The sequence below is a fragment of the Ramlibacter henchirensis genome, assembly GCF_004682015.1.
GTDB lineage: Bacteria > Pseudomonadota > Gammaproteobacteria > Burkholderiales > Burkholderiaceae_C > Ramlibacter > Ramlibacter henchirensis.
The window spans coordinates 1,479,961-1,493,399 of sequence record NZ_SMLM01000001.1; the positions used below are offsets into that span (position 1 = coordinate 1,479,961).

At 68.8% G+C, this 13,439-nt stretch carries 17 protein-coding genes and 1 tRNA gene; 11 read left to right on the forward strand and 7 right to left on the reverse strand.

The features are described from left to right. Positions 1 to 37: 37 nt before the first annotated feature. Positions 38 to 934, reverse strand: a complete 897-nt coding sequence (locus tag EZ313_RS07325) for a biotin synthase (protein WP_135262525.1) — start codon at positions 932 to 934, stop codon at positions 38 to 40. Positions 935 to 955: 21 nt separating this feature from the next. On the opposite strand from EZ313_RS07325, the gene EZ313_RS07330 reads away from it, so the two are divergent. Beyond that, positions 956 to 1,657 carry a ComF family protein gene (locus EZ313_RS07330; RefSeq protein ID WP_135262526.1) on the forward strand — a complete coding sequence of 234 codons (702 nt, stop codon included), beginning with the start codon at positions 956 to 958 and terminating at the stop codon, positions 1,655 to 1,657. A 4-nt stretch (positions 1,658 to 1,661) separates the two neighbouring features. Then, positions 1,662 to 2,144, forward strand: a complete 483-nt coding sequence (gene trmL, locus EZ313_RS07335) for a tRNA (uridine(34)/cytosine(34)/5-carboxymethylaminomethyluridine(34)-2'-O)-methyltransferase TrmL (protein WP_135262527.1) — start codon at positions 1,662 to 1,664, stop codon at positions 2,142 to 2,144. A gap of 149 nt (positions 2,145 to 2,293) precedes the next feature. Here the strand turns inward: trmL and EZ313_RS07340 are convergent, their stop codons facing one another. Together EZ313_RS07340 and EZ313_RS07345 are read right to left on the reverse strand one after the other, a co-directional pair. Further along, positions 2,294 to 2,749 (reverse strand): MaoC family dehydratase, encoded by a 456-nt coding sequence (locus EZ313_RS07340; RefSeq protein WP_135262528.1) that lies wholly within the window; start codon positions 2,747 to 2,749, stop codon positions 2,294 to 2,296. A gap of 29 nt (positions 2,750 to 2,778) precedes the next feature. Continuing rightward, positions 2,779 to 3,396: a ParA family protein gene (locus tag EZ313_RS07345; protein ID WP_135262529.1), complete on the reverse strand. Its 618-nt coding sequence runs from the start codon at positions 3,394 to 3,396 to the stop codon at positions 2,779 to 2,781. 61 nt (positions 3,397 to 3,457) lie between these two features. Here EZ313_RS07345 and kefF point away from each other — a divergent pair, with 61 nt between their 5' ends. Further along, positions 3,458 to 4,084 (forward strand): glutathione-regulated potassium-efflux system oxidoreductase KefF, encoded by a 627-nt coding sequence (gene kefF, locus EZ313_RS07350; protein ID WP_135262530.1) that lies wholly within the window; start codon positions 3,458 to 3,460, stop codon positions 4,082 to 4,084. After that, positions 4,084 to 5,943 carry a glutathione-regulated potassium-efflux system protein KefC gene (gene kefC, locus EZ313_RS07355; RefSeq protein ID WP_135262531.1) on the forward strand — a complete coding sequence of 620 codons (1,860 nt, stop codon included), beginning with the start codon at positions 4,084 to 4,086 and terminating at the stop codon, positions 5,941 to 5,943. The genes kefF and kefC overlap by 1 nt, the downstream gene beginning before the upstream one ends. Before the next feature lie 12 nt (positions 5,944 to 5,955). Here kefC and EZ313_RS07360 read toward each other — a convergent pair whose 3' ends face one another. Next, on the reverse strand, positions 5,956 to 6,717 hold the full coding sequence (locus EZ313_RS07360; RefSeq protein WP_135262532.1) for a sulfite exporter TauE/SafE family protein: 762 nt from the start codon (positions 6,715 to 6,717) through the stop codon (positions 5,956 to 5,958). A 144-nt stretch (positions 6,718 to 6,861) separates the two neighbouring features. Here EZ313_RS07360 and EZ313_RS07365 point away from each other — a divergent pair, with 144 nt between their 5' ends. Then, positions 6,862 to 7,305, forward strand: coding sequence for a DUF7673 family protein (locus tag EZ313_RS07365; RefSeq protein WP_135262533.1), 444 nt, complete (start codon positions 6,862 to 6,864; stop codon positions 7,303 to 7,305). Positions 7,306 to 7,322: 17 nt separating this feature from the next. Here EZ313_RS07365 and pcaF read toward each other — a convergent pair whose 3' ends face one another. Further along, positions 7,323 to 8,528 (reverse strand): 3-oxoadipyl-CoA thiolase, encoded by a 1,206-nt coding sequence (gene pcaF, locus EZ313_RS07370; protein ID WP_135262534.1) that lies wholly within the window; start codon positions 8,526 to 8,528, stop codon positions 7,323 to 7,325. 91 nt (positions 8,529 to 8,619) lie between these two features. On the opposite strand from pcaF, the gene EZ313_RS07375 reads away from it, so the two are divergent. Then, a complete protein-coding gene (locus tag EZ313_RS07375; RefSeq protein ID WP_135262535.1) occupies positions 8,620 to 9,054 on the forward strand; it encodes a DUF1841 family protein in 435 nt (144 codons plus the stop codon). 69 nt (positions 9,055 to 9,123) lie between these two features. Here EZ313_RS07375 and EZ313_RS07380 read toward each other — a convergent pair whose 3' ends face one another. Continuing rightward, positions 9,124 to 9,843 carry a c-type cytochrome gene (locus tag EZ313_RS07380; protein WP_135262536.1) on the reverse strand — a complete coding sequence of 240 codons (720 nt, stop codon included), beginning with the start codon at positions 9,841 to 9,843 and terminating at the stop codon, positions 9,124 to 9,126. Positions 9,844 to 9,931: 88 nt separating this feature from the next. On the opposite strand from EZ313_RS07380, the gene EZ313_RS07385 reads away from it, so the two are divergent. From EZ313_RS07385 to EZ313_RS07405, 5 genes are all read left to right on the forward strand, one after another. After that, positions 9,932 to 10,774, forward strand: a complete 843-nt coding sequence (locus EZ313_RS07385) for an AAA family ATPase (protein WP_135262537.1) — start codon at positions 9,932 to 9,934, stop codon at positions 10,772 to 10,774. Beyond that, positions 10,771 to 11,004 carry a hypothetical protein gene (locus EZ313_RS07390; protein ID WP_135262538.1) on the forward strand — a complete coding sequence of 78 codons (234 nt, stop codon included), beginning with the start codon at positions 10,771 to 10,773 and terminating at the stop codon, positions 11,002 to 11,004. The genes EZ313_RS07385 and EZ313_RS07390 overlap by 4 nt, the downstream gene beginning before the upstream one ends. Beyond that, on the forward strand, positions 11,005 to 11,598 hold the full coding sequence (locus EZ313_RS07395) for a GNAT family N-acetyltransferase (protein WP_135262539.1): 594 nt from the start codon (positions 11,005 to 11,007) through the stop codon (positions 11,596 to 11,598). 18 nt (positions 11,599 to 11,616) lie between these two features. After that, positions 11,617 to 12,807: a vWA domain-containing protein gene (locus tag EZ313_RS07400; protein ID WP_135262540.1), complete on the forward strand. Its 1,191-nt coding sequence runs from the start codon at positions 11,617 to 11,619 to the stop codon at positions 12,805 to 12,807. 123 nt (positions 12,808 to 12,930) lie between these two features. Next, positions 12,931 to 13,005 (forward strand) — tRNA-Arg (locus EZ313_RS07405). A gap of 39 nt (positions 13,006 to 13,044) precedes the next feature. Here the strand turns inward: EZ313_RS07405 and EZ313_RS07410 are convergent. Next, positions 13,045 to 13,320, reverse strand: coding sequence for a hypothetical protein (locus EZ313_RS07410; protein ID WP_135262541.1), 276 nt, complete (start codon positions 13,318 to 13,320; stop codon positions 13,045 to 13,047). Between the last annotated feature and the right edge of the window lie 119 nt (positions 13,321 to 13,439).

Genomic DNA, 13,439 nt, shown 5'->3' on the forward strand with positions numbered 1-13,439 from the left:
GTAGCCGCGTTGACCTTCGCCTCCCGCGTGCAGGCGACTATTGCGGGGGCTTGCGGCCACCGCGCAGCAGGCCGCGCATGTCGTCAACGGATACGGAAGTTTGCGGCTGCACGCGCAGCCGCGGCGCGGGCCGGATCGCGTGGCCGTAGACGATTTCGAAGGTCAGCGCGAGCCGCCCGTCGGGCCCGCGCAGCCGGGCGGCCAGCTCCTCATTCAGCCGATCGCGCCAGCGCCGGCCGCGCAAGGCGGGAAAGCGCCGCGGATGCAGGTTGGCGCCCAGCTCGCGCAGTTCTTCGATGAGCCGCTGCGGCGTTTCCCAGGTCAGCGTCAGCCGCTCCATGTCCATCACCGGTTCGGCGAAGCCGGCGGCCACCAGCATGTCGCCCCAGTCGTGCATGTCGGTGAACTGCGGCCCGGCAGGCGGCCAGCCCAGCTCACGATAGAGAGCGTGCAGCTCGCGCAGCGTGTCCGGACCGAAGCACGAGAACATCAGGAAACCGTCGGTGGCCAGCGCGCGGTGCCAGCGCGCCATCAGCGCCTGCGGCTCGAGCGCGAAATGCAGCGCCATGTTGGCCCACAGCATCTGCACCGCTCCTTCGGCGACCTCTTCTACGATGCGCCGCCGCGGGCCGCCCCAGCGCTGCCACCACGGGCGCTCGAGGGCGGCCCTCACAGGGGTCAACCGCGCAGGTTCCGGTTCGACCAGCAGGCATTCGGCCTGCGGATAGCGCTGCTCCAGCGCCGGCTGCACCGCGAGGCCGCCGCGCACCGGCTCCCAATGCGCCCAGGCCTGCGGCGCCAGGTTGATCCATTCGAGCCGCTCCGCCATGCGGCGCGCGACCTCTTCATGCAGCCAGGGGGACCGCGGCGGGGCGACGCGCCGCCAGCGCGCCGCGGCGATGGGATCAAGGGTGGGGGGATGCTCGCCGGGCACAGGAAAGTATATTGACCGGCCATGTTCGCCCAGCTCGTGCGAGGCCTCGCGGCCGCCACTCCCGCGCAATGCGAGGTCTGCCACGCCTGGCCGGCGCGGCCGCTGTGCGCGTCTTGCCAGGCGCAGTTCGCGTCGCCGCGGCAACGCTGCCGCCATTGCGCGCTGGCGTTGCCCGAGGGCGTCGAGACCTGCGGTCGCTGCCTGCGCACTACGCCCCCGCTCGACGCCTGCCACGCCGCGGTGAGCTACGCGTACCCCTGGGCCGGCCTGATCGGCCGGTTCAAGTTCTCGGGCGAGGCGGGCTGGGCCGACAGCTTCGCGCGGCTGCTGCTGGGCGTCGATGCCATCCGGGTCTGCGTCGCGGCCGCCGACCGGCTGGTGCCGATGCCGTTGTCTGCCGCGCGTCTCGCAACGCGCGGCTTCAACCAGGCGCACGAGCTCGCGCGCCGCCTCTCGCCGCTCAAGGCAGATCCGACACTCGCGCTGCGCCTGCGTGAAGCGCCGCCGCAAGCGCAGCTCGATCGCGATGCCCGGCTGGCCAACGTGCGGCATGCGTTCGCGCTGGAGCCGGCGCGTGCGCACGAGGTGCGCGGCCAACACATCGTGCTGGTCGACGACGTGATGACCAGCGGCGCGTCGCTGCATGCGTTGGCGGACGTGTTCCGTGCCGCGGGCGCAGCGCATGTCGCCGCCGTCGTGATCGCCCGCACCGAAGACACCTGAGCCCATGTTCCACATCGTCCTGGTCGAGCCCGAGATCCCGCCCAACACGGGCAACGTGATCCGCCTGGCCGCCAACACCGGTTGCACGCTGCATCTCGTCGAGCCGCTGGGCTTCTCCATGGACGACCGGCACATGCGCCGCGCCGGGCTGGACTACCACGAGTACGCCGACGTGCGGCGCCATGCGAACTGGGCTTCGTTCCTGCAGGCGGAGCACCCGGATGCGCAACGCATGTTCGCGCTCACCACCCACGGCACGCGCCGCGTCTACGACGTGCGCTTCGCACCCGGCGACTGGCTGGTGTTCGGCGCCGAGACGCGCGGCCTCGCGCCTGAGCTGCTCGAGAGCTTCCCGCCGGAGCAGCGGCTGAAGCTGCCGATGCGCGCCGGGCAGCGCAGCCTCAACCTGTCGAATGCCGTCGCGGTGAGCGTGTTCGAAGCGTGGCGGCAGAACGGATTTGCCTCTGCGCCAGATGCACACACCTGAAATGTCAGGTTGCGCCGTGCCGAGCTTGAAGATGCGACGCGCAACGCCCAAGTAGAAGATTCGGCGCAACCCGTGCCCGAGGCCGGCCTGTCGAACACTCCTTTTGCAGCCCGCGCCGCGTGCGCGGGCTCTTTTTTGCGACCGCCGCGTCAGGCGTAGCGGCGGGTGATCGACTCGGCCACGCAGGCCGGGCGATCCGAGCCCTCCAGTTCCACCGTGACCTTCCAGGTCATCTGCATGCCGTTGCCTTCGATGGGATCGCAGGCCAGCAGCACGAGGCGGCCGCGCACGCGTCCGCCCACCGGCACGGGCGCGGTGAAGCGCACCTTGTTCAGCCCGTAGTTCACGCCCATTCGCGTGCTTTCGACGCGCAGGGCCGTCTCGAAGATCTTCGGCAGCAGCGACAGCGTGAGAAAGCCGTGCGCGATGGGCGCACCGAATGGCCCGGCCTTGGCCTTCTCAACGTCGACGTGGATCCACTGGTGGTCGCCGGTCGCGTCGGCGAACAGGTTGACCTGCTGCTGCGTTATGGTCAGCCAGTCGCTCACGGCGACTTCCTGGCCCACCAGCGGCGGCAATTCGGCGAGGGACGCGAAAGTTCTCATGGCGCCACTGTAGCGACGCCGCGCAGCGTTCAGTTGTCCAGCCAGCGACAAATCGGCGCCCACTGCTCCAGGTCGCGCTCGACGCGCCCGGGCGCCACGTCGAACAGCGTGAGCCCACGCGCCGCGAGGTGCACGTAGTTCTGCGTCGGCCGCAGCTCACCCAGCACCGGCAGCCCCAGGCCCTTCACGAAGATCTGCAGCTGGTCGGCGGCCAGCGTGCGCTGGTCGACTCGCGTGCCGACGATGCCCATCTGCAGGCCCGAGGCCTTGCGGTACTCGGCCAGCTCGTCGAGGAAGGCGCGCGTGGCGAAGATGTCGAACACGCTGGGCGCGAGCGGCACGATGACCTTGCTGGCCGGCTTGAGCAGTTCGCGCAGCTCCTTGCCATGCAGGCCGGCCGGCGTGTCCAACACGACGTGGGTGGTGCCTTTCGGTGGCTTGGCGACCTGCCCTGCCCCGACGTCCCAGCTTTGGATCGTCCGCATACCCGGCGGCCTGAGATTGAGCCACAGCCGGCTCGACTGCTGCCGGTCGGCATCGCCCAGCATCACCGCGTGGCCGCGGCTGGCGAAGTACCCTGCGACGTTGGTGGCGACGGTGGATTTCCCGACGCCTCCCTTCGGATTGGCAACGACCACGACCGGCATGGAGCACCTCCAGGACACAGCGGGCACCCGTCGTGACCCGCTTTTGCGCTATGTTACAGAGATGGATGAGCTCGCGTCACCCGCAGCCGCCGGCGTCTACCTGCTGGCGGCCCACCCGCAATGGCGCGAGTCCCGCGTCAACCGCCGCCTGCTCGACACCGCCCGCAGCGTGGCGGGCGTGCAGGTGCAGGACCTCTACGGCGCCTATCCCGACTACGACATCGACGTGCCCGCCGAGCAGGCGCGCACCGCGGCGGCGCGCCTGGTCGTGCTGCTGCATCCGGTCCAGTGGTACTCGATGCCCGCGCTGATGAAGCTGTGGCTGGACGACGTGCTGACCCACGGCTGGGCCTACGGGCGCACCGGCACCGCGCTGCGCGGCAAGGACATGTGGCTGGTGGCCACCACCGGCGGGGCCGAGGCCTCGTACCACCCGCAGGGCTACAACCGCTACTTCTTCGACGCCTTCCTGCCGCCCTACGAGCAGACCGCCGCGCTCTGCGGCATGCGGTTCCTGCCGCCGCTGCTGCTGCACGGCGCGCACCGCGCTTCCGAGGAGCAGATCGACGCGCATGCGGCCGTGTTCGCCGAGCGCCTGCGCACCCATCCGAACTGGGCCGAGCTCAATGACCTGCCCGCGTGCCCGGCCTGCGACGTGCCCGAAGCCGACCGGCCGCCGGAGCACTGATGGAGCACGATCTTCCCGCCTGGCTGACCAGCAGCCTGATCTACCTGGGCGCCGCGGTGCTCGCCGTTCCGCTGTCGAAGGCCCTGGGCCTCGGTTCGATCATCGGTTACCTGGCCGCGGGCATCCTGATCGGCCCCTGGGGCATCGGCCTGGTCGGGCAAGTCGAGGACGTGCTGCATTTCGCCGAATTCGGCGTGGTGCTGATGCTGTTCCTGGTCGGCCTGGAACTGGAGCCGCGCAGGCTGTGGAACCTGCGCCGCCCGATCTTCGGCTGGGGCGGTGCGCAGGTCGCCGCCTGCACCGCCGTGCTGTTCGCAGCGGGCGTGCTGGCGGGCTTCTCCTGGCGAGTGAGCCTCGTCGCCGCACTCGGCCTGGCACTTTCATCGACCGCGATCGCACTGCAGGTGATGGGCGAACGCAACCTGCTGCCCACCAGCAGCGGGCAGGCCGGCTTCGCCATCCTGCTGTTCCAGGACGTGGCGGCCATCCCGATCCTCGCGCTGCTGCCGCTGCTCGCCGCCGCGCCGCAGGCGGTCGACAGCGGCGGGTCCGGTTGGGCACAGGCCGCGCGCATCGTCGGCGTGATCGCGGCCATCGTGCTGGGCGGCCGCCTCCTGTTGCGGCCGCTGCTGCGCTGGATCGCGCGCAGCCGCACGCCGGAGATCTTCACGGCGGCCTCCCTGCTGCTGGTGGTGGCGATCGCCGCGCTGATGCAGCGCGTGGGCCTGTCGATGGCGCTCGGCGCGTTCCTCGCGGGCGTGCTGCTGGCCGAGAGCGAATACCGGCGCGAGCTGGAAACCGACATCGAGCCGTTCAAGGGCCTGCTGCTCGGCCTGTTCTTCATCGCGGTCGGCATGAGCATCGACTTCGGCGTGCTGCGCGAACAGCCGCTGCTGATGGCGGCGCTGGTCGCCGGGTTGCTGCTGCTCAAGGGCGCGGTGATCTGGTTCCTCGCGCGCGGCATCGGTCTGGAGCCGCAGGACCGGCCGGTGTTCACGCTGCTGCTGGCGCAGGGCGGCGAATTTGCCTTCGTGGTGTTCCAGGCCGCCGCGGGCGCCGCCGTGTTCCCGCCCGCCACCGCGTCGCTTCTCATCGGAGCCGTCGCGCTCTCGATGCTGCTGTCGCCGCTGCTGCTGGTGGCGATCGACCGCTGGGTGCTGGCGCGCTTCACGCAGGGAGCCCGCACGCTCGACGAGATCAGCGAGCCGCAGGACGCGCCCGTGGTCATCGCGGGCTTCGGCCGCTACGGCCAGATCGTCGGCCGCCTGATGGCCGCGCAAGGCGTGCGCGCGACCGTGCTGGACCACGACGCCGACATGATCGAGGCGGCCCGCGCGTTCGGCTACAAGGTCTTCTACGGCGACGCCACGCGGCTGGACCTGCTGCGCATCGCCGGCGCGGACGAGGCCAACGTGCTCGTCGTGGCGGTGGACGATCCGCAGCAGTCGCTCGCGATCGTCGACCTCGCGCGCGAGCACTTCCCGCACCTGCAGCTCGTGGTGCGGGCGCGCGACGTCACGCACTGGAACGAGCTGCGCGACCGCGGCGTGATGAACGTGGAGCGCGAACTCTTCGAAGCCAGCCTGCGCAGCGGCCGCAAGGTGCTGGAGCTGCTCGGCCAGTCACCGCACGAGGCGCGCCAGCTCGCCATGCGCTTTCGCCGCCACAACCAGCAGCTGTTCGAGCAGATGTACCCGCACCACAAGGACCGCTCGCGCCTGATCGCGGTGGTCAAGCAGGGGCGCCGTCAGCTCGAGGAGCAGATGGCCCGCGAACGCGAGCAGGCCGCTGCGCGCCGCCGCGATGGCGTCGGCCGCACGCCGGGTTGGGACGGCGAAGGCCGCTCACCCGACAGCTGACCGCGCGGCGCATCAGCGCGCGAAGAATCCGTCCCAGACCAGCTTCAGCCCGGTCAGCAGCATGCCGATGAACACCAGCCGGTAGAACAGAACCGGCCGCACGCGGTGGGCGAGCTTCACGCCGATCACCACGCCGATCGGCGCCAGCGGCAGCAGCACCGCGGACGTCGCCATGTTGCGCAGGTCCAGCAGCCCGAGCCAGCCGTACGGGATCCACTTGCTCAAGTTCACCGCGAAGAAGAACACCGCCATCGAGGCGGCATAGACCGGCGGCGGCAGGCGCATCGGCACCACGTAGGCATTCACGGGCGGACCGCCGGCGTGGGCGATGAAGCTGGTGAAGCCCGCGGTGGTGGACAGCAGCCCGCCCAGCCACTTCGGCGGCGCGGGGCTGTCGGCCCGCGGCGGAAACAGCAGGCGCTGCGCGAGGAAGGCCAGCGTGAACACGCCGACGAGGCCGGCCACCAGCTTCGGGTCGAGCAGCTTGAACGAGAGCGTGCCGATCACGGTGCCCAGCAACCCGAAGGGCAGCATGAAGCGGATCAGCGGCCAGTCGAAATGCCGCCGCCAGGCATGCACGCCCAGCACGTCCATCACCAGCAGCACCGGCATCAGGATCGCCGCCGCCTGCGGGACCGACACGGCCATCGCCATCAGCGGCACGGCCAGCGAACCGAAGCCCGCGCCGAAGCCGCTCTTGCTGATGCCCAGCATCAGGACGGCGGGGATGGCCACGGCATAGAAGCCGGGATCGGTGATGACAGGCAGGTCCAAGGCCCGCGTATTGTCAGGCAGCCCGCCTAAAGCCCATCAGACTAGGAGCGCAAGTGTCCTTCGTCAATCGGGTTCTCGCGCAGCTTGGCGGCGCAGCAACGCGCGCTGTACAAGGTGGCACAGCCCATCCGATTGGAGGTCGCCATGAACCAGGCCGAACGCGAGCGCCGCCACCGCGCCAATCTCGATCGAGTCAACCAGGTTCAGCTGGTGGTGGGCACGGGCGACCGCGCCCGGGTGGACCACGAAGGCACGCTGCTGGAACGGGCACGCCTGATGGTCGAGGAGATCCGTTCGCACGAGGCCACGGAGCGCGCCTTGGCCGCCTTCGAGCGGCTGCTGCGGCTGGCCGAGGAAGGAGGCCATGCGCGCGGCGCGAAGCAGGTGGCCGACTTCATCGCGGCCGTCTGGGAAGACCAGCCGATGCGGCCCTCGGCGTTGCGCGCAGTCGCCGCCGACCTGGGCGACGACATGCTGGCCGTGCTCGACGGCCTGCGCTACAGCCGCATCGCGCTGGCCGAGCACGTGCGCGGCGGCCCGCGGCGCGTCGTGCGCCTGCTGGAAAAGCGCAAGGCGGCGCTGGCCTAGGGCAGGCTCCTGGCCGCTCAGACGCGCTCGAGAATGAGCGCGATCCCCTGCCCCACGCCGATGCACATCGTGCACAGCGCGTAGCGGCCGCCGCTGCGGTGCAGCTGATTCACGGCGGTGGTGGCCAGGCGCGCGCCCGACGCACCGAGCGGATGCCCGAGTGCGATCGCGCCGCCGTTCGGATTGACACGCGGATCGTCGTCGCGTAGTCCGAGCTGCCGCAGCACCGCGAGTCCCTGCGCGGCAAACGCTTCATTGAGTTCGATCACGTCGATCTGCTCGAGTTTGAGCCCGGTGAGCGCCAGCACCTTCTGCGTGGCCGGGGCCGGGCCGATGCCCATGACGCGCGGCGCGACGCCGGCAGTCGCCATGCCGACCACGCGCGCGCGCGGCGTCAGGCCGTGGCGCGCCGCGGTGCCCTCGTCCGCCAGCAGCAGCGCGCAGGCGCCGTCGTTCACGCCGCTGGCATTGCCGGCGGTGACGCTGCCGTCGGGCTTGACGACGCCCTTGAGCTTGGCCAGCGCCTCCATCGACGTCTCGCGCGGATGCTCGTCGCGGTTCACCACGATGGCGTCGCCCTTCTTCTGCGGGATCGTCACGGGCGTGATCTCGGCGTCGAAGAAGCCGGACTTCTGCGCCTGCACGGCCTTGAGCTGCGATGCCAGCGCCATGCGGTCCTGCGCCTCGCGCTCGATCCTGTGCTCCACCGCCACGTTCTCGGCCGTCTCGGGCATGGAGTCGACGCCGTAGCGCTCCTTCATCAGCTTGTTGACGAAGCGCCAGCCGATGGTGGTGTCGTAGACCGCGTTGCTGCGCGAGAACGCCGTCTCGGCCTTGGGCATGACGAACGGCGCGCGGCTCATGCTCTCGACGCCGCCCGCGATCATCAGCGTGGCCTCGCCGGCCTTGATGGCGCGCGCGGCGCTGCCCACCGCGTCGAGGCCCGAGCCGCACAGGCGGTTGATCGTGGCGCCGGGCACTTCGATGGGCAGGCCGGCCAGCAGCGCCGCCATGCGTGCGACGTTGCGGTTGTCCTCGCCCGCCTGGTTGGCGCAGCCGTACAGCACGTCCTGCACGGCCTGCCAGTCGACCTTGGGGTTGCGCGACATCAGCGCCTGGATGGGAATGGCGCCGAGGTCGTCCGTGCGGACCGAGGACAGGGCGCCGCCATAGCGGCCGAACGGCGTGCGGATGGCGTCACAGATGAAGGCTTGCTTGCTCATGGGTTCTCCGGAGATCGGCCCTCGTGGGCGCAGGGGGCGATTGTCCCGCGGCGCGCCATTCCCTGCAGTTGTGGAGTGTTAGCCTTGTCCCATGTTCAATCCCTCGCAGGAAGACGTTCGCCGCTTCTTCTGCGGCGTGCATGCCAAGGCGCGCACCGGCGTGCCGCTGGATGCGCTGGAGACGCTGGCAAGCCAGTGGCTGCTGGAGCATCCCGAGTACGACCCCGACATGGAAGATGCGCAAGCCGCGGTGGGCAAGGTCTACGACGGCGCCGACGGACAGACGAATCCCTTCCTGCACCTGGCCATGCACCTGTCGATCAGCGAGCAGTGCTCGATCGACCAGCCGCGCGGCATCCGCCAGGCGGTGGAACTGCTGGCCGCTCGCCGCGGGTCGCTGCATGACGCGCACCACGAGGCCATGGAATGCCTCGGACAGATGCTGTGGGAAAGCCACCGCGCCGGACGTCCGCCGGACGGCGACGCGTACGTCGCGTGCGTGCAGCGGCGCGCGACGAAGGATTGATCCGTCGCCATCCACAAAGGACAAGGCCCGCCAAAGGCGGGCCTTGTTTCGTCTCTGGAGCGAAGCGGATTAATGGAACCGCGAATCCGACACCGTCTTCAGCTCGCCATCCAGGCTGCCGATGTATTCGGCCATCGCCTTGAGTTCCGCGTTGCTGAACTGGCGCGCGATGCCGGCCATGATGCCGTTGCTGCGGCCCAGGGTCGGGTTGTTGTCCTGCTTGTAGGCGCGCAGCGCGACGTACAGGTAATCCTTGTGCTGGCCGGCGATCTTCGGGTAGTTGGCGATCGGCTTGGAGAAGTTCGCGCCATGGCAGGACACGCACGCCGCCTTCTGCAGCAGCCCCGCGACCTGCGGGCTGGGTTCGCGGGCGGGCTTGTCGGCCACCGTGGTGGCGCCGCCCAGCTTCGAGTAGTACGCGGAGATGTCCTTGATGTCCTGCTCGGTCAGCGCATCGGCGATGCCGCGCATCGTGGGGTGCTTGCGCTCGCCGGTCTTGTACGCTTTGAGCGCGGTCTCGATGTACGCCGGCGTTTGCCCGGCGATCATCGGCACCTTGTGGACTTCGGGGAAGCTCGCCTGGTAGCCGGGGATGTTGTGGCAGCCCAGGCACATGGCGATCTTGGCCTGCAGCGACGCGGGGCTGGCCGGCGCCGACTGCTTGACGTTGGAGGCTGCGGCCGCGGAAGCCGCGGCACCGGGGGCCGCGGCGGGCGCGGCCTGCGCATGCGCCAATCCGGTCGCAGACGCGACAAGCAGGGCGAAAAGCGTGGACAACAACTTATTCATTTTGCGCGCACAATCGACGAGCGTCCGTATTCGAATCAACCGGCGATTATAGGGCCCGCACCTCGACGGACCCGCGCCGCACCCTCCCATGAAATTCCAAGGCTCCCAGAACTACGTCGCCACGCAGGACCTGATGCTGGCGGTCAATGCGTCCATCACGCTCAAGCGCCCGCTCCTGGTCAAGGGCGAGCCCGGCACCGGCAAGACGATGCTGGCCGAGGAGGTGGCGCAGGCGATCGGCATGCCGCTGCTGCAATGGCACATCAAGTCCACCACCAAGGCGCAGCAGGGCCTCTACGAGTACGACGCGGTCTCGCGCCTGCGCGACTCGCAGCTGGGCGACGAGAAGGTCAAGGACATCCACAACTACATCGTCAAGGGCGTGCTCTGGCAGGCCTTCACGGCCGACCAGCCGGTGGCGCTGCTGATCGACGAGATCGACAAGGCCGACATCGAGTTCCCCAACGACCTGCTGCGCGAGCTGGACCGGATGGAGTTCTATGTGTACGAGACGCGCGAGCTGGTGAAGGCGCGGCACCGGCCGCTGGTGTTCATCACGTCCAACAACGAGAAGGAGCTGCCCGACGCGTTCCTTCGCCGCTGCTTCTTCCACTACATCAAGTTCCCCGACGCCGACACGATGAAGAAGATCGTGGACGTGCACTTCCCGGGCCTGAAGAAGGACCTGCTCTCGGCCGCGATGAAGACCTTCTACGACGTGCGCAACCTGCCCGGGCTGAAGAAGAAGCCCAGCACGTCCGAGCTGCTCGACTGGCTCAAGCTCCTGGTGGCGGAGGACATCCCGCTCGACGCGCTGCAGAGCAAGGACGACAAGGTGGCCGTGCCGCCGCTGGTGGGCGCGCTGCTGAAGAACGAACAGGACGTGACGCTGTTCGAGAAGCTGGTGTTCATGCAGCGGCACAACCGATGAAGACACCGGACCGTGCGAATGCGCTGCTGGCCGAGGGACTGACCGACGCGGTCGGCTTCCTCGCCGGCGTCTTCCTGGCCTACGTGGCCGGGCGCCTGTTCGGCTTCGATCCGCTCGCCCCCGGCATGGACCGCTCCGCCATCGGCGGCATCGTGCTGGCGGGCATCGGCGGTGGTGCCGGCGTGCAGCTGGCACGCCGCTGGCGGGCGCGCCGCCGCAAGGACGACTGAATGCGCAAGCCCGAGCCCGTCAACCTCGAGTCCGGCCGCGTGCGGCTGGTGCCGATGACGCGCGACCACGCGCCCGGCCTGGCCGCCGCCGCGCGCGACGGCGAACTCTGGAAGCTGCGTGTCACTTCGGTGCCCGCGCCGGGCGAAGAGACCGCCTACATCGAAACCGCGCTCAAGGGCTTCGAGGACGGCCACATGCTGCCCTTCGTGGTGCTGGGCGACGAAGGCCGCGTGATCGGCAGCACGCGCTATCACGACATCGTGCCGGCCGTGGAGCGGCTGGAGATCGGCTACACCTGGTACGCGAAGAGCTTGCAGCGTTCGCACGTCAACACCACCTGCAAGCTGCTGCTGATGACCCATGCCTTCGAGGTGCTCGGCGCCCAGCTCGTCGGCTGGCGCACCGACAACTACAACTTCGCCAGCCAGCGCGCCATCGAGCGGCTGGGCGCGCGCAAGGACGGCGTGCTGCGGCACCACGCGTTACGCCGCGACGGCACGGTGCGTGATACGGTCATGTACAGCCTGGCCGCGGGCGAATGGCCCGAGGTCAAGGCGCACCTGCAGTACCAACTGGACAAGCCCCGCGACTGACAAGCGAAGAGGCCCGCGATGCTGATCGACTTCTTCTACACCCTGCGCAGCGCCAAGCTGCCGGTCTCGGTCAAGGAGTACCTCACGCTGATCGAGGCGCTCAAGGAAGGCGTGGTCGGCCCCGCCAGCGAGGACGGCTACTCGGTCGACGACTTCTACTACCTGTCGCGCACGACGCTGGTGAAGGACGAGAAGCACTACGACAAGTTCGACCGCGCCTTCGCCGCCTACTTCAAGGGCGTGGAGCTGATCGCCGATTTCAGCAAGGACATCCCGCTGGAGTGGCTGCGGAAGAACCTGGAACTCGAACTCTCGCCCGAGGAGAAGGCGAAGATCGAGAAGATGGGCTGGGACGAGCTCATGGAAACGCTGAAGAAGCGTTTCGAGGAGCAGAAGGAGCGGCACGAGGGCGGCAACAAGATGATCGGCACCGGCGGCACCTCGCCCTTCGGCGCCTACGGCTACAACCCGCAGGGCATCCGCATCGGCCAGGACAAGGGCCGCAACCGCAGCGCGGTGAAGGTGTGGGACCAGCGCGCCTACAAGGACTACGACGACTCGCAGGAACTGGGCACGCGCAACATCAAGATCGCGCTGCGCCGGCTGCGCAAGTTCGCGCGCGAAGGCGCCCCCGAGGAACTGGACCTGGACGACACCATCCGCTCCACGGCGGCCAATGCGGGCTACCTGGACATCAAGATGGTCCCCGAGCGGCACAACAACGTGAAGGTGCTGCTGCTGATGGACGTGGGCGGCACGATGGACGAGCACATCCACCGCGTCGAGGAGATGTTCTCGGCGGCCAAGGCCGAGTTCAAGCACCTGGAGTTCTACTACTTCCACAACTGCGTCTACGACTTCATGTGGAAGAACAACCGCCGGCGCTTCTCGGAGAAGTTCCCGACGTGGGACATCATCCGCAAGTACAACAAGGACTACAAACTGGTCTTCGTGGGCGACGCCACCATGAGCCCGTACGAGATCCTGCAGCCGGGCGGCAGCGTCGAATACAACAACGAGGAAGCCGGCGCCGAATGGCTGCAGCGCCTCACCCATGCCTTCCCCAAATTCGCCTGGATCAACCCCGAGCCGCAAGGCGTCTGGCAGTACCGCCAGAGCATCGCCGTCGTCCAGCAGCTGATGAACCAGCGCATGTACCCCCTCACCATCAAAGGCCTCGAAGAGGCCATGCGCCTCCTCTCCAAATAGCCAATTGCCAGATAGCCAAATAGCCACGATCTCCCCTTCCCCCTCCGGGAGGGGGAAGGGGGTGCCCCCATTGCGGCCGTACGGCGGTCGCGGAGAGGGCGCATACAATGCGCCCTCCCCGCGGCCGCCGTAGTTCAATGGATAGAACGAGCGCCTCCTAAGCGCTAGATACAGGTTCGATTCCTGTCGGGGGCGCCAGCAACTCACCACACGGCCGCCGGGCACTCCTTCCGCGAATCAGCCGCGGGTCTCTTCCTCGCGCTGCTCAGCCGGAGCGGGCGTCTTCTCCGGCGGCAGCTTGCGAAGCCAGGACTGGGCGAAGTCCGCCTCGTTGCCCAGCGCGCCGTACTCGGTCACCAGCCCTTCGCCGTGGCATCGCCAGATGCGGCCGTGCACGCTGTGGTCGCCTCGCAGCTGCCCGACGGTGACCCGCTTGCCGATGTTGGGACCGGTGCTGCCCAGCGCACCCGCGATGACCTCGCAGAGGTCGCCCGACTTGATTGGTTCGTTCATGCCCTAGTGTCCTCCCGTCGGATCGGCCGCACCGGGTGAACTGCCCCACTTCGCTGCGTCATTTCCCCCAACTCGGAGAATGAAATCAAGGTTCGGCTTGAACGGTCTTGACCCGTTCC